The sequence below is a fragment of the Vibrio sp. D404a genome (assembly GCF_030248535.1).
In the GTDB taxonomy this organism is placed as follows: domain Bacteria; phylum Pseudomonadota; class Gammaproteobacteria; order Enterobacterales; family Vibrionaceae; genus Vibrio.
The window spans coordinates 172,037-186,631 of the sequence record NZ_JAHGAJ010000014.1; the positions used below are offsets into that span (position 1 = coordinate 172,037).

Sequence of the window (14,595 nt, forward strand, 5' to 3'; positions counted from 1 at the left end):
AAATGAATGTTAGAAAGCGTAGGCGGCGTTAAAGCGGAAATCGCGGCCTGCGCTTGCGTAGCCTTGAGCGACTGGACTACCGATGTACTCCATGTAAGAGGCGTGATCGAAGTAGTATTTGTCGAACACGTTCTTTACTGACAGCGTTAGGGTTAGGTTTTCGCTCGGCATTGGTACCCATTGCGCGTAAAGGTCATGAACGCCGTAACCTGGCTTTTCTGGGTGTACTGTCGGGTCGGCGATATCAGTTAGGCGCTCAACAAAACGTGCATTCCAACCCAACTCTATATCTTCAGTCGCGGTGTAGCTTAGATCGAGCACCCAAGTATCACCAACAGATGTACCGATATTCATGCTGTCATCAGATAACGGCTCGCCGTTTAACTCAGGGCGAGATTGGCTGTAGCTAAGGCGCGTTCGAAGTTGCTCAAATTGATAGCTGATATACGCATTGATACCTTGGTTTTTTAGGTCGCCAACGTTGGTAATTGTGCCGTTGTCACCAACTACATCTTCAATCTCGCTATAGAAGAATGTCGCGCCAATCGCGAGGTCGTTTGCCTGATAAGCCATACCAATTTCGGTGTTTTGCGCTTTTTCAGGCTTGCGGTTTGGATCGTTGGCCTTGTAGTCGATGATGAACAGCTCTTTGATCTGTTGACCACGGAACGCTTCTGCGTAACTCGCAAACAGGTTGAAAGACGGGCTGAGTTTATAGTCCAGACCCGCATTTGGGCTAAACCCGCTTGAGTCGAACTCTTGGTCTTGATTGTCTTTAAGTTCATACCAATCGTAGCGAGCACCTGCTGTTAGGGTTAAGTCCTGCGTGATACGCCAGTCGTCTTGCACAAATAGGCCGTACACCTTGCCTTTTTCTTTGCTGTTCTGTGCACCAGATCCGGTATCAAAGTCAGCGGTGTCGTTTTTGTAGTCTATGCCGTAGATAACAGAGTTGTCTGTCCAACGAGAGGTGTTGCTGACCTTTGCCCCGTAGGTGTCAATTGAGCCATCACTGGTCCCCCAACTTGGGTGATCTTTATGAGCGATGCGGTTGCTGGTGTTATAAAGTGTTGTTTCTAGATTGAGGCTCTCGCTCGCCGTGTATTTATGAGAAGCGGTGATGGTGTGACGATCGGCCTCTTGATCGAGTGGGTCATTCTTAAAACTAGGCTGGAAGTGTGGTCGGTTTAAACGGCGTCCATCGTCTTGGCGATAGTCGTAGCTTAAAGAGAAGTACTGAGTGTCAGTCACTTGACCAGAGAGTTTCAACAGCGCCACGGTTTGTTCTAATGCTGTGTAGGGTTGAGTGTCACCATGACCATCTTTGATATCTTGTCCATCAACATAACCAAATGAGGCCAGTAGACCAAGGCCTTCTGTGACTTCGCCGTATAGGCTGGTCGAGACTTTGTAGCCATCGTTATTCGTGTAGTAACCGCCTTTTACCTGAGCGCCAAAGCTGTCGTTTGGATCAAGGAGATCGTGAGCATCCTTGGTTTTGAATTGAATCGCACCACCCAGTGCTCCCGGTCCGTTCGTTGCACGGCCAGCACCCGCACTGACATCCACCTGTTTAAGTAGCTCTGGTTCAATAGAGAGGCGACCTTGGTGATGGAAGAGGCTGCCTGATTGCGCAGCTCCATCGACAGTAATGTTGAGCATGGTATCTTCAAGCCCACGCACGTAGATTTTTTGCGAAATACCCGAAGAGCCACCCACACTGACCTCAGCATCGTTACGGAAAATATCATTGAGATCTTGGGCTTGACGCTTATCTAGGTCGTCTGCAGTAATGGTAATGTCGCCAGTATGGACTTGATGTCCTGTCACTTCGATCACTTCAATATCATCTGAAGAAATAGCGCTGTGCGCAGTGAGAATTAGGGATAGAGCAATAGGGCTTAATTTGAAAGTAGCTGGTAAATTCACCGAAACCTCCGATGTTAATGAGAATTATTATCGGGAAAGATTCTGGTGTGGTTTGGGTATTGAGTAAATCAATTTTACAAATGTTACATATCTCTTTTGGATATATATGAAAGGGCGATATAAAAGCCAACGCGAATAACAAGTGCGTCTCAAAAAACAGCTATACACAAGCGCATGGCTCGAAACTAGAAAGCTTTGAAACCAGAAAGCTCAGAAACCGACAGGCTACAAAACGAGAACGTAACTAGACGCCACCCACGCTCAATGAAAAAAGGGGTTGGCAAATAAAAGCATGAGTTAGTAGATAAAAGCAGGGGTGGCATACTAAATTAAGTGGGGAGCCGAATACTCACGCAAAGTCCTTTGTCTGGTGCGTTACTTGCCCAAACAGAGCCTTTTACCGCTTCAATATGACGCCGAGCCAGTGCTAAGCCGACGCCAAAGCCTTTGCGGCTTCCAACCTGGTTATGAGCCTTGAAAAAGGGCGTGAAGATCTTGTCACATAGTTGCGGGTCGAGCCCGGGACCGCTGTCGGTCAGGGTTAATACGATATTGGACTTGTTCTGCTTGATGTTGATCGTCAATGATTCTCCATCAGGCGTATAGCGCAGCCCATTACGCAAGATATTCTCAATCGCATGACCTAAGGCTCTTTGATTGGAATTCTGAATCGGCAGCGCGTCTGGCGTGTTCATCACAATCCGTTTTTCTACAAACTCAAACTGAGCATCGTCAACGATCGCTTCAAGCAGCTCAATCAGGTCAAAGGACTCTTGGCGAAGGTCTGGGTTTTCGTTCTCTATCCAAGCCAAGGTTAAGGTATCTTCTGCCAACTCGCGCATGTTCTTTGTTTCACCCTTAATTCGCGTCATCATCGCATCGGGTTTAATGTTCTGCTCTAGGCAGTCAATGGCGGTTTCGATGCGTGCGATTGGCGTTCGTATCTCGTGAGACATGTCTGAGATGAGGTTTCGATTGTGGGTGATAACATTGGATGTCTGCTCAGCCATGGTATTGAACGTACGGGCAATCTGACTAAATTCGTCATTACCTTGTGTCAGCTTCGTTGGAATTCTGGCTGAGTAGTGTCCCTTACTGAACGCTTGAGTGGCTTGGTGAAACTGCTGCAGTGGGCGCATTACGTAGCGATACAGGTAGATTGTCAGTGCCAGCAGTGTGGCAAAAGGAATAATAAAGCGAAATAGCCAGAAGGCGTGGGACATGTAAGTTCCCGGACGCATTCGATCGGGAAGAATCACAAGGAAATGGTAATTGGATGGGCTAAGGGCGACTTCCATGATCGGATTTTCTGGAAAATCTAGATGTATCTTCCATTCGACATTTCGACCAATTCCATAGCCTTCCCAAAAGCGTTGATTCAGCTCGTTTCCGGCAATCACATCAACACCCGATTGAACCACCGTCACCCAAGTATTTTCTGTTTCCGCTAGTTCATCGAGCCAGATATCGAGCTCAGAGTATTGTTGATTGGTGAGAAATTCTTGAGCAGTGTTTCCCCACGCTAGTATCTCTTTCTGGTGGATCTTGTTGATATAACTCATCTTTTCATTAGAGAGAATCGCCGCGCTGTGTAACAGTGAGAAAAAGATCACCACGCCACACGACAACACAATAAACAATCGCCAAAACAGTAATCGACTCATTTTACGATGTAACCCTTGCCATGAACGGTTTGAATACGCTCGTTAGACATACCGAAAGAGAGCAACTTTTTTCGGACTCGTGATAGGTGCATGTCTAGGCTACGGTCGTACTGACTGAACTCGCGCTCTAGGATGGTTTGATATAAGAAGGGTTTGGTTTGTACTGCTCCTGCGTTTTGAACCAAGACCCAAAGCAGCTTAAATTGGATTGGTGTGAGTTCGGTGGTGTGCACTTGATCTGCGGTGGTTACGCTAACGGTTTGGGTAAATCTATCGAGCGTCAACTCTTGATGCTGCAGAAGGTGTGAGGGAGCTTGGTTCACGGGTTCGGCTTTGGTGCGTCTTAACACGGCCTCGACTCTTAAGCTGATCTCAGTGAAGCTGCAAGGCTTGGAGATGTAATCATCCGCACCTGATTTAAAGCCGCGTATACGGTGCTCTTCTGCACCATACGCCGTCAACATAATCACGGGTGTCTGAGAGTGTTCATGAACAAACTTGAGGATACTAAAGCCATCCACTTTAGGTAGGTCGACATCAAGCAAAATCAAATCATAGTTCTCAAGCTTAAGAAGTTCCAGAGCCTGCTCACCACAAGCGGTATTGGAAACTTGATAACCACGATTGCGTAACAGGTCAGTTAGGTGCTCATTTAATGCCATGTCATCTTCGACCACCAAAATTCGGCCTTGTGTGGGAGCTTTGGCTTCAGAAGCAGGAGAAGAGTAATCGAAGGAAAACATAGTGCACACCAATTATTGATAATGAAAACTATTATCAATAATTGGTACAGTGAATGCAATGTGTGTTAAACCCCGTTTGTAACCAAATGCATCCAAACTGAATCTTACGTACAAATAAGCTAGCGTATAAACAGATCGAACGCTGTAAGCGAAATCAGTGATTGACCCAGCAGACTGAAAACGGGATTTCTAACCGTTCGAACTCTTTAATCCAACGCCATTGATTGTCTTGCAGTTTATCTCCCGGTCCTTTGACTTCAATCCATTGAAAGCCATCGTCGTTGAACGCGATAAGATCAGGCATACCCGTTCGATAGAGCTTAAGATCTTTGAGTAACACCCTGAATAGTTCGATCAGCAGAGAAGTGGGGATATGGTCAATCGCTTGCAGCAGCAATTCTTTAGAGAAATAGCCCCATTGAACAAACGGATTCGCGACGCCTTGCTTGGCATCGAAGGTATCGAGGAGTATCCGAGCACCTTGTTGCTCAAGCGCGTCTAAGACCTGTGCGATCAAGTTTGCTCTTTTGCTAACAAAGTCATCGTGGTAGAGATCGAGAGGGCGGTATTGGTATTGATTGATAAATGCGCATTCGACTTCAGCAAAGATCACATCCCAAAATGCCAACCCAAACAGCCCATTGAGAAACGTGTTTTCGCTGAAATAGCAATCCCATCCTTGCTCCTGCCTGTTAAGACGTACCGCTTCTTCAACACGTACTGTGCTGAGGTCTAATTCAAGGTGTTCATTTACGCAGCTCGGCTTCTTGGCTCTAGGTACTTTGTGACCTTGAAGTCTTTGTACTCGTTGTTCTAACTTTTGTGCCACTTCCAACTCTGCGATATCAAGCGGATGTTGAATGATATCAGTGACAACGTCACTCATTGTTTCAACTTGATTTAGCTTGTCATGAATACGTGCTTGTCGCTCACGACTTGGCGGCAGATGCGATTGACGGAAATAGTGAAGCGCTAACTCATACTCCTCAAGTCTTTCGAGATCTCTGGCAATCAAATTGATCAACCTTGAGCGGCGACGCACCAATGTAGGGTGCTCACTTTCCTTGGGCATACTTTCCAACAAAGCGGAGAGCTGCGAAGATGATTTGCTAGTGAGCTGATAGTAGTGCTGCTGAACCTCATGCAGAGCGAGTAACTCATCGACTTGTGCGCGATTTTGAAAGAAACGCGATTCAAGGGAAATACTGACAGGCTCAAAGATATTTAAACCTAAATCGCTTAGCACGAACTGACTAAGGTCTTGATGGGTATTACCAAAGAACAACACCAGCAACAGATCGATCAGATCAGGTTGCAGTAGTTCAACACAGACAAAAGGCAGTTGCTCAAAATCAGTGAACGGATCGTCAGAGAGTTTCTCTAGTAGTACGTCTTTGCGAGCGGATCGATGTGAGCTTAGCTCTGGAAAGGTCTGGATGACCTCTGGCTTAGTGAGCAGTTCGCTTGCTAGCTCGATGCAGGTTAGGCGAGGGTGCGTCTCTTGATGACAAAAGTTAGATGGATGATTAGAACTAGATTGATGACTAGCGCTTGATTTATTGGCAAAGCTAGAACGAATAAACCCCTGTTCAGTAAGACGTACTAACTGAAGATCAAAGTCTTCGATTTCTTGATAATTGAGCTTATCGCTACGAAACCAGTGCCCTTTGCGGCTAAACATTCTTACTAGCGCGCAACGCGAAGGCGAGGGTAAGGCAACAAATCGCGTCATCCACTCTCGCTCCTGCGGGGTGAGCAGGTCGGAATACCACTGCTGAGCGTGGTCGATAAGACGCTGGAAGTTATCGAGGTAATAAGTGGGTGGTAGTACAGGTGTGGTGTCTAGCAAGTCTTTGTCTCATCAATCCGTTATCTGAAAAGGCTTACTTTTTATCTGTACCGCAACGCTTATGTAGGGCGCAGATACAAAAAGAGCCTAACCCTAAGGTTAAGCTCTTTCTTTTCAAATTCAATCTTTTATCAGATTAAGCTTGAGATGCTTTTAGCTCAGCAACTTTCGCTTCAGACATTGGCTTAGTGATGATTGCTAGAACAATACATACTGCCATCATTGCTGCAGAGATAGTGTAAGCAAGACCATAGCTGTCGCCGTTAGTCATCGAGTAACCAACAACCGCTGTACCGATTGCACCACCGATACCCCATGCTGTGTAAAGCACGCCGTAGTTAGTACCGTAGTTCTTAAGACCGTAGAACTCAGCAGTAAGCGTTGGGAATACTGCTAGTAGAGTACCGTAACCAACCGCTGCTACAGCAGTACCGATGATTAGCGTGAACTCAGTGTTAAACGTAGCGAATAGAGCCATGTTTGCGCCTTGCAGGATGAACGCAAGTAGAAGAGTACGAACGCCACCGATTTTGTCAGCAAGCATACCAGCAGCAACACGACCGCCTGAGTTAAATACAGCAAGGATAGAAGCAAGGTAAACCGCGTTTGGTAGGTTTGCTTGTGCGCTTGCGATACTTGTGATGTTACCGATGATCATTAGACCAACAGAAGCTGCGAATGCGTACATGATCCATAGAGAGTAGAACTGAGGTGTTTTCAGCATTACTTTCCAAGATAGGTCTTCGCTCTTCTTCACTGTTTTAGGTGCTTGGCCAGCTTTTACTTTTGGTTCAGCTGGAGAGTAACCCGCAGGTGGGTTGTTGATTGTTGCTGCTAGAGGTACTGCAATCGCTAGTACACCTGCACCAAGAATCTTGAAGCTTGTTTGGATGCCCATGCTCTCGATAAGAGCAGCAGTAACAGGAGCAAGGTAGATAGCCGCTAGACCGAAGCCTGCTGCGATTAGACCGTTAACCATGCCTTTCTTAGAAGGGTGGAACCACTTCATTGCAGAAGGAGACAGACAAGCGTAACCGAAGCCGATACCTGCACCAGCAACAACACCGAACGTGATGTTTAGCATTAGTGGAGATGTCGCGAAACCAGATGCGATCATACCAAGGCCAGTCAGAGCAGTACCAAGGATAAGGATCTTACGTGGACCCATGCGGTCTTGCAGGATACCAGCAACTAGAAGACAGATAGAGAATGTGATTGTTGCAGTCGCGTATGGTGCTGATGCTTCAGCTGCAGACCATCCTTCACCTTGTAGGGCTTTGTTAAATACACTCCAAGCATACAGGATGCCAAGACAAAGGTTGATACAGAAGCCTGCTAGCAGGATACGTGTAGCTTTATCAATCTTGCTCATTTTTATTCTCGTTTCTGTCATCCATTGAGCGGGTAACTCAAAAGAAAACGGGTTATTGTGATGGTTTATTCAAAATTAGTTTGCGTTTATCAACAGATAACGCAAAAGAGCGCGGATTATAACCAATAAAAATGTGATTGGAATCTCTTTTTCCATTTTTATCAAAATAAAACTTGAGTTGTTAAAGAACTGTTTTTTGTTGGTTTTCTAGTTGTTGTGATTACCCTTCATTTTTGTACGATCTGCTTATTCAACCTTCACTATTCATGCTCTTAACCTAAGCCTCTCCGTCATTGCCCCTACAAAGCGTGCGGCCATCACATCATTGCAATTAATTTTAAATTATTTCGAAGGTTAATTTTGTGTAACAAAATAAATCAAATTGGTCCTAATTAGCCACAAGACCAGAGAGGGCTTAGTTTCTTGAAATTGCGTATGTTAAATGTATGTTAACAGTGCCATTTGTGTTTCAGGCTGGTTACAATTTGCTCGTTTTTTGGGCTTGTTTTGTGCGGAAAAAGTGGGAAAATAGTCTGCAAACTGAGATTCCAAATTTGAAAGGATGCGTTTCTAGTCTATTACGAGGCGAGTATTATGAAACTATTTTTAATTCTATTGATGTCGATTACTGGTGGTGTAGCAGCTGCTGATCATATTCATTCTTTCTTGTTCGGCTTCTACATTGCAGCACTTGCAGTGGGAAGTTGTTACTGGCTGGCATTTCGCAGCACGCGTTTCCCACAGCTAGCACTAGTACTGCTATTGTGCGGTTTCTTCGCGAAAATTGCGGTAACGGTTATCGGTGTATCTTGGGGTATTTCGAATGACATTATCCAGTCTCCGTTTATCTTCTCGTTGTCTTACCTATTCTTCTTAGTGGTCGTGTCTTACGTATGGTTCTCTTACCGCGATAAGCTAACGCTAAAGAAACGTGAGAAGCAGATTGAAGAGTCTCGCAAGCAAGCGGCAGCATAAATCTAATTCTTGTTAAAAAGCCTTCTTCGGAAGGCTTTTTTGATCCTGCCATCATTGAGCATGGCAGAAGATAAAACAAACCCCAGTATGTCTCCATACTGGGGTTTTTGGTTTTTGGTTTATGGTGCTTGAGCTCTGATGAAAAGCGTTCTACTTCTTCATCATCTTCGCGAGATCAGCAAACGGGTTGTGTGTCGCGTGTTGGTGATCATCAAGCTGAGCTTTAGCATCGACACCGTAACGTTCGTGGTCCGTGTATTTTGAGTGCTCATGGTCGTGACAGTACAGGCACAGAAGCTCCCAGTTACTGCCATCTTCAGGGTTGTTGGTGTGGTCGTGGTCTACGTGGTGAACGGTGAGTTCACGAAGGTTTGAATAAACAAACTCACGCGCGCATTTACCACAAACCCAAGGGTAGAGCTTGAGTGCTTTTTCGCGGTAGCCACTCTCTTTGCGTGCATACGCTGCACTTGAACCATTGTAATCAGACGACATTGCTTAATTCCTGTTTCTTATACTGAAGCGATGTTATCACAGCTTGTCGCAAGCGATAGGTGAGTGATAACGAAATCACGACTCTATTGATTAAGATTTGAATGAAGTTTGATTAGGGACAGATTTTTGCCGTCAGCTACCCCTTAAATCGAGTTATGTCTTTCTGGAATAAGCCATGCTTAACAGTTTGAAAATAAATCGTATTGAGGGGTTTTAACCGAGAGTGTGTGACCTAATATCTGTGAGTGAGACCCAATATTAATAAGGAAATACTATGTCAGAACAATACACTCCGCCGAAAGTTTGGGTTAACGATACCGACGGTGGAAATAAATGGGCAAACATCAACAGCCCTGAATCTGGCGCGAGGTTTGAACGTGAGCTGCCAGTTGGCGAACACGCTCTGCAACTTTACTCGCTAGGCACTCCGAACGGTCAAAAAGTTACGATTATGCTTGAAGAGCTGTTGGCACAAGGTGTGAAAGAAGCCGAGTATGACGCATACTTGATCAACATCGGTGAGTCTGATCAATTCTCTTCTGGTTTTGTTGGTGTTAACCCGAATTCAAAGATCCCAGCGCTGCTTGATAAATCAGGCGACGAAGCGGTGAATGTATTCGAGTCGGCTTCAATCCTGATGCACCTTGCTGAGAAGTTCGGTCACTTCCTACCAAAAGAGGGCGTAGCACGCACTCAAGCGATCAACTGGCTGTTCTGGGCACAAGGCTCAGCACCGTTCTTAGGTGGTGGTTTTGGTCACTTCTATGCGTACGCAGACGAGAAGCAAGAGTACCCAATTAACCGATTTGCGATGGAAGCAAAACGTCAACTGGATGTACTTGATAAACAGTTAGCCAACAACGAGTTTGTTTCTGGTGATGAACTGACAATTGCTGATATCGCGATTTGGCCTTGGTACGGCAACTTAGTGCTGGGCAATCTTTACGATGCAGCAGAGTTCCTACAAGTGGAGTCGTACACTAATGTTGTGCGTTGGGCTAAGCAACTAGAAGCGCGTGAAGGCTTCCAACGCGGTCGTATCATTAACCGCTCTTGGGGCGAAGCGTGGGAGCAACTTCCAGAGCGTCACTCAGCGGCAGATATCGACCAAGTTCTAAAGCTGAAACCAGAATAGATACCTGAGTGAGCATGAGTTTCATTTGATCAAAACAAAGCTTACTTCTGGTTAGGGCTTTCTGGTGAAAGTTATCTCGGCGGTAAGCTTCTTTGTTCAGTCACTGAAACTTATGTAAACTACCGCCATCATATTGTTTAAGGATGGTTTTATGTACCACGGTCATGTTTATTTCGCTTTACGTAACGCTGAACAAGCTGAAGCGCTTCGTCAGAAGATCATTACTGAGCGAAAAGATGTACTCCAAGTTTTCCCGTTGGTTCAACGTCTTGTAGGCCCACACAAAATGCCGATGTTCGAAATGCATTTTGCTGATAAAGATTCCGGTATTGTGGAATGGCTTGAGCAGGAGCGCGGCGATATGTCAGTGCTGATCCACCCAGTTACTGGCGGTGAAGAGACGCTAGATCACACTGAGCGCGCTATTTGGCTTGGCCGAGAGTTAGGTGTGTTTGAAGAGACGTTATCCAGCTAACACGCATGGCAATTCCGCGTTATAAACACAAAATCCCGATGCTCATTGAGTGTCGGGGTTTTCTTTTATGTGTTCAGGGTTTGCTTTGGTGTATTTAGGGAGGCTAAGAGTACCTAGGGTTAATATCGATGTTGAAGCTAACTGCGCCAGCTATTACCCAACAGCAGAGACACAGCAACGGAAGCGCCCAATGCGATCAATATATTGGTCGTGTTTAATCCCCAAATCGCGACACAAACAGCAACAGTCACGATTGCCCATAATAAGGTTTCCAGTATCCAAGTGCCCATCTGTTGGCTCCTCTATCTTTGTATGGATGTAGCATACCGACATAAAGGTAACCACTTGGTAACCAGCCTGAAGATTGGTTCTTGAGGCAAGTCTATTGTCTATTTAGTGAAGCGAACCGTGACAACAAAAGCGTCTTGTTGCTGTCTATGAGTCAACTGCCACCCTTGGCTATCACAGACACGCTCAACCAACTCTAAACCTATGCCGAAAGAGGTATCGCGGCTACTGTCATCTGGCAAATTTGGGTCAGGATATGCATTGCTGATCTCAAATTCTTGCTCACTTAATCGCATTGTCACCTTACCTTGACCACCATGCTGAAACGCATTTCGCACAAGGTTGGTTAGTACAACTTCGACCAGCTCTTTGGGTTGATGGATCTCATCACAGCTAACCTGCGTTTCTAACTCTACTTGCTTTTGAGAGAGTAGGTATTGCTGACCATTCACAATCTGCTCTAACAACGGTTCAGTAGGGATCGATTCATACTGGGTTTCAAGACTGCTGTTTCGGCTCATCCATAATAGGGTGATGACAAGGCTCTGCATGCTTTGAACAGAGCGCTGAATGCGGGCTACCGCGCGTTGACCACTGTTGGGGATGTATTCAGCAAGGCGCTCTAACATGTCTCCGCTGGCAGAAATGGTGGTGATGGGAGTGCGCAACTCATGACTGGCGGCACGCAAGAAAAAGCGCTCACGATCATTGGCACTTCGCTCACCTTCAACACTACGAATCAGCTGTTCGGCTAAGGTTTGTATCTCCTTGTAGCGAAACTTCTCAAGTTGGCTGACGTCATCGAGATCGAGCGTCTGTGACCAAGTGGATAGCGTCATAATTGGTTTAGTGAGGCGGTAAACTAATACGCGAATTGACAAGAATACCAATAACAGTAGGGCACCGATCACCAAAAAGGCCGAGTTAAATTGGTTAACAGATTCTGGTGGGCTTAACTCAAACAGTGCCAAGTAAAGCGCTTCATCATACTCAGAGACAATATAGAGGATCTGGTCGCTACCGGGCACGGGGTGTTTGGCTGCATACAGGTATTTCCCATAGCCTTGCTCGGTGTTGGATGATAGATAGGCTTCATAGATCTCGTCGGCTTGAAAATCCTGCCAAGAGAATGCTAGCTGAAACTTAGTTGGGATTTGAGATGGTTTAAGGAATACCTGAAAGGTTGGGTTTTCACTACGAGGCGCTTCACCTGTCGCCAAGTAGTGTTGCTCTGCGGCTTTTAACTCATACAGGAAACCGTATTTCGCGCTCTCATTGATGCCGATATGATAACTCTGAGAGACCATCAAACCGTAAGCCGCCGTGAGTAGTAGCAGAAGGCCAAACAGATAAAGGTAGATGTCTCTTTTGATGCTGACTCGTTTCATCATGCCTCCTCTCGCAGCGCCACTCCGACGCCGTGCACGGTGTGAATGAGCTTTGAATCAAAGGGAGCATCAACCACTTGTCTGAGCTTAAACAGCTGCGCCTTGAAACTGTCTGGGGTAGGGAGTTCATCTTCCCACGCCTCTTCTAACTTGGCTCGTGCCACCACATTGGGACTGCTTTTGACCAGAGTAACCAACATTCGCCAGCACACAGGGGAGAGCTTTAATGCCTCTCCAGCGCGAGTGGCTTGATGGGTATTCATGTTTACCGTAACGTCAGCGGCACAAAGGGTAGAGACTACCCCTTGTGAGCGGCGCACTAACGCCATCAAACGTACTTTTAGCTCTTCCATCGCAAAAGGCTTAACGAGATAGTCATCAGAACCCACATCAAAGCCCGCGATTTTGTCTTCCAACGTATCTCTGGCCGTCAGCATTAAGATGGGAGTGGTGATCCCTTGCGTTCTAAGCGATTGGCACACATCCAACCCGTCCATTTTAGGCATGTTAATGTCAGTAAGGATCAAGTCATAACTGCCGTCTAGAGCGAGGTTCAACCCCGCCTTTCCGTTGTAAGCAAAGTCAAACTCGAAGCCATCGAGCTCCATATAGTCAGCGATGGCTTCAGCAAGATCACTGTCGTCTTCAATCAAAAGTGCGTGAATGGTCATGGGTTTCCTTTCTAGATTCTCGTTCCCTTCTCCAAGCCCATATTGGCGGCTGCACTAAGAGTTGCAATCGGTGCGACCAATTAGGTGCGTGCCACATTTGGCTTAGGAGTTTACCGTAACCGTGGAAGTAGACTTTCAACGGGTTCACCGAGTTGATTCTTGGGAAAACGCCATAGCTCACGGTCTCTTCTTCTCTCGCAAAGGTGCCAAACATGCGATCCCAGATGATCAAGATACCCGCATAGTTTTTATCCAAGTATTGCTTGTTGGTTGCATGGTGAACCCTATGGTGCGAGGGCGTATTGAACACCGCTTCGATAGGGCGTGGCAACTTCTTCACTGTTTCCGTGTGAAGTAGCGTTTGATAAAGCTGAACGAAGGTTTCACACATCAACACCACGAACGGGTTGAAACCAAGCAAAATCAACGGCAGGTGGAAGAAGAACGGGAAAAACCAATCCAGCGGTCCAAAGCGGTACGCCACGGAAATATTAAAGTAGGGCGAACTGTGGTGTACAGAGTGCGTGCCCCACGCGAAGCCATTGCTGTGCAGGAAGCGGTGTTCCCAGTAATAAGCGAGATCCGCCAAGATCAAACAGCCTAAAATCGTCCAACCAGAGATAGGTAGCTGAGTCAGGCTAAAGTTCTCATAGGCAAAGACAAACGCACCCACGTAGGCAAGGCCAACGAAAAACACCGTCACCAATAAGAAGAACAAGGTGACGAAGTTAGTGAGGCTGTCACCCAACATGTTCCAAGAGAGCTTCTTTTTGAAAGCGTAGCGAATCAACTCAATCACAAACAGAGCCAAGGCTACGATGACGAAATTATCATCGACCCAAGTTTCGGTGAATATGATTTGGCCTTCGCTAAAGATCTGAGACAGAAATTTCATGACGATTATCCTTGTTGGTTCTATTTATAGTAGACATAGAGTTCACTGGAATCAGGCAGTCCGTGCTGATTTAGGTAGTGGCGTTCGAGAACAGCCTCAACGTCACGTCGATAATCAATCATCTCCCAAGCACTGGTTAATGTCATATCGTCATGCTTTCCTTTGTTGAGCAATGAAACTGCTTTATTGAGGCTAGAGAAGCGCGCATTGGGTTTTACATCTGAGCTTGCCTTTTGTCGGAAACCGACCGTTATCTTGGCTTCACTGAAATCTGGGGTGATCTCTTGGTAAAGAACAACCACTTCGTTGCCAACGACATTTGCAGCGCTTAGCTTGTCGTTAGTCCCAGCTTCAACTTGTTCGTAAAAACTTACCCAGACTTGCGGAACCGACGATAAAGCGACGGTTTTGGTTACCCCAATTAAAGCTCCCGGCTGGTTTATATCGAATGCTGCATCAAAAGAGGACTCTCTGGTTACAGAAGTGTCAGCGGCGGAGGTATCGGTGGCAGCCATTGGACCAATCTTTGCGATCGCAGGCTGAACTTGCAAGGCTCCCCAAATTGAAGCCGTGATAGCGGTTGTTGTGAGTAACGAAGCGAGCAATTTCATAATGTCTCTCCTTGTAGATGGTTAAGCACCTGTGTGAATTTGGGTGCGTTCCTGTGTTGAAACAGAAGATAACCAAGGAGAGGTAATCAAAAGGTAACCAAAGAT

14 protein-coding genes are annotated in these 14,595 nt (G+C 46.2%); 3 read left to right on the plus strand and 11 right to left on the minus strand.

Translation table 11 applies throughout. The annotated features are described in order from the left end of the window. Window positions 1-9 precede the first annotated feature (9 nt). The 5 genes from KI655_RS08785 to KI655_RS08805 form a co-directional block, all read right to left on the minus strand. Entirely contained in the window at window positions 10-1,929 is a 1,920-nt protein-coding gene (locus tag KI655_RS08785) for a TonB-dependent receptor domain-containing protein (protein WP_285403749.1), read from the minus strand. A 329-nt stretch (window positions 1,930-2,258) separates the two neighbouring features. Next, window positions 2,259-3,593 carry a sensor histidine kinase gene (locus tag KI655_RS08790; RefSeq protein ID WP_285403750.1) on the minus strand — a complete coding sequence of 445 codons (1,335 nt, stop codon included), beginning with the start codon at window positions 3,591-3,593 and terminating at the stop codon, window positions 2,259-2,261. After that, window positions 3,590-4,336 carry a response regulator transcription factor gene (locus KI655_RS08795; RefSeq protein WP_285403751.1) on the minus strand — a complete coding sequence of 249 codons (747 nt, stop codon included), beginning with the start codon at window positions 4,334-4,336 and terminating at the stop codon, window positions 3,590-3,592. Before KI655_RS08795 ends, KI655_RS08790 begins: the two co-directional genes overlap by 4 nt. Window positions 4,337-4,490: 154 nt before the next feature. Then, the gene (locus KI655_RS08800) at window positions 4,491-6,185 is read right to left on the minus strand and encodes a VRR-NUC domain-containing protein (RefSeq protein WP_285403753.1); all 1,695 of its coding nucleotides are present in this window, start codon (window positions 6,183-6,185) and stop codon (window positions 4,491-4,493) included. 136 nt (window positions 6,186-6,321) lie between these two features. Further along, on the minus strand, window positions 6,322-7,557 hold the full coding sequence (locus KI655_RS08805) for an OFA family MFS transporter (RefSeq protein WP_285403755.1): 1,236 nt from the start codon (window positions 7,555-7,557) through the stop codon (window positions 6,322-6,324). A gap of 594 nt (window positions 7,558-8,151) precedes the next feature. On the opposite strand from KI655_RS08805, the gene KI655_RS08810 reads away from it, so the two are divergent. Beyond that, window positions 8,152-8,532, plus strand: a complete 381-nt coding sequence (locus KI655_RS08810; RefSeq protein WP_285403756.1) for an NADH:ubiquinone oxidoreductase — start codon at window positions 8,152-8,154, stop codon at window positions 8,530-8,532. 150 nt (window positions 8,533-8,682) lie between these two features. Here KI655_RS08810 and KI655_RS08815 read toward each other — a convergent pair whose 3' ends face one another. Next, window positions 8,683-9,027 carry a YajD family HNH nuclease gene (locus tag KI655_RS08815; RefSeq protein ID WP_261904508.1) on the minus strand — a complete coding sequence of 115 codons (345 nt, stop codon included), beginning with the start codon at window positions 9,025-9,027 and terminating at the stop codon, window positions 8,683-8,685. Window positions 9,028-9,301: 274 nt separating this feature from the next. Between KI655_RS08815 and yghU the strand changes: the two genes are divergently transcribed. Together yghU and KI655_RS08825 are read left to right on the plus strand one after the other, a co-directional pair. Beyond that, window positions 9,302-10,162, plus strand: coding sequence for a glutathione-dependent disulfide-bond oxidoreductase (yghU, locus tag KI655_RS08820; protein ID WP_285403758.1), 861 nt, complete (start codon window positions 9,302-9,304; stop codon window positions 10,160-10,162). Between the two features lie 151 nt (window positions 10,163-10,313). Beyond that, on the plus strand, window positions 10,314-10,637 hold the full coding sequence (locus KI655_RS08825) for a DOPA 4,5-dioxygenase family protein (protein WP_285403760.1): 324 nt from the start codon (window positions 10,314-10,316) through the stop codon (window positions 10,635-10,637). 137 nt (window positions 10,638-10,774) lie between these two features. Here KI655_RS08825 and KI655_RS08830 read toward each other — a convergent pair whose 3' ends face one another. From KI655_RS08830 to KI655_RS08850, 5 genes are all read right to left on the minus strand, one after another. Next, window positions 10,775-10,927 carry a hypothetical protein gene (locus KI655_RS08830; protein WP_285403762.1) on the minus strand — a complete coding sequence of 51 codons (153 nt, stop codon included), beginning with the start codon at window positions 10,925-10,927 and terminating at the stop codon, window positions 10,775-10,777. Between the two features lie 99 nt (window positions 10,928-11,026). Beyond that, complete coding sequence (locus KI655_RS08835) at window positions 11,027-12,313, minus strand: HAMP domain-containing sensor histidine kinase (protein ID WP_285403763.1); 1,287 nt, start codon at window positions 12,311-12,313, stop codon at window positions 11,027-11,029. Then, on the minus strand, window positions 12,313-12,984 hold the full coding sequence (locus tag KI655_RS08840) for a response regulator transcription factor (protein ID WP_285403765.1): 672 nt from the start codon (window positions 12,982-12,984) through the stop codon (window positions 12,313-12,315). The genes KI655_RS08835 and KI655_RS08840 overlap by 1 nt, the downstream gene beginning before the upstream one ends. Next, window positions 12,959-13,879 (minus strand): sterol desaturase family protein, encoded by a 921-nt coding sequence (locus KI655_RS08845; RefSeq protein ID WP_285403767.1) that lies wholly within the window; start codon window positions 13,877-13,879, stop codon window positions 12,959-12,961. The genes KI655_RS08840 and KI655_RS08845 overlap by 26 nt, the downstream gene beginning before the upstream one ends. 20 nt (window positions 13,880-13,899) lie before the next feature. Further along, window positions 13,900-14,490, minus strand: coding sequence for a hypothetical protein (locus tag KI655_RS08850; RefSeq protein ID WP_285403769.1), 591 nt, complete (start codon window positions 14,488-14,490; stop codon window positions 13,900-13,902). Between the last annotated feature and the right edge of the window lie 105 nt (window positions 14,491-14,595).

What these genes read in the sequence shown, in the direction of transcription:
- yghU (WP_285403758.1), top strand. Translation starts at nt 9,302, where the DNA reads ATGTCAGAACAATACACTCCGCCGAAAGTTTGGGTTAACGATACCGAC.
- KI655_RS08790 (WP_285403750.1), bottom strand. Translation starts at nt 3,593, where the DNA reads ATGAGTCGATTACTGTTTTGGCGATTGTTTATTGTGTTGTCGTGTGGC.
- KI655_RS08830 (WP_285403762.1), bottom strand. Translation starts at nt 10,927, where the DNA reads ATGGGCACTTGGATACTGGAAACCTTATTATGGGCAATCGTGACTGTT.
- KI655_RS08805 (WP_285403755.1), bottom strand. Translation starts at nt 7,557, where the DNA reads ATGAGCAAGATTGATAAAGCTACACGTATCCTGCTAGCAGGCTTCTGT.
- KI655_RS08840 (WP_285403765.1), bottom strand. Translation starts at nt 12,984, where the DNA reads ATGACCATTCACGCACTTTTGATTGAAGACGACAGTGATCTTGCTGAA.
- KI655_RS08795 (WP_285403751.1), bottom strand. Translation starts at nt 4,336, where the DNA reads ATGTTTTCCTTCGATTACTCTTCTCCTGCTTCTGAAGCCAAAGCTCCC.
- KI655_RS08850 (WP_285403769.1), bottom strand. Translation starts at nt 14,490, where the DNA reads ATGAAATTGCTCGCTTCGTTACTCACAACAACCGCTATCACGGCTTCA.
- KI655_RS08835 (WP_285403763.1), bottom strand. Translation starts at nt 12,313, where the DNA reads ATGAAACGAGTCAGCATCAAAAGAGACATCTACCTTTATCTGTTTGGC.
- KI655_RS08845 (WP_285403767.1), bottom strand. Translation starts at nt 13,879, where the DNA reads ATGAAATTTCTGTCTCAGATCTTTAGCGAAGGCCAAATCATATTCACC.
- KI655_RS08825 (WP_285403760.1), top strand. Translation starts at nt 10,314, where the DNA reads ATGTACCACGGTCATGTTTATTTCGCTTTACGTAACGCTGAACAAGCT.
- KI655_RS08815 (WP_261904508.1), bottom strand. Translation starts at nt 9,027, where the DNA reads ATGTCGTCTGATTACAATGGTTCAAGTGCAGCGTATGCACGCAAAGAG.
- KI655_RS08810 (WP_285403756.1), top strand. Translation starts at nt 8,152, where the DNA reads ATGAAACTATTTTTAATTCTATTGATGTCGATTACTGGTGGTGTAGCA.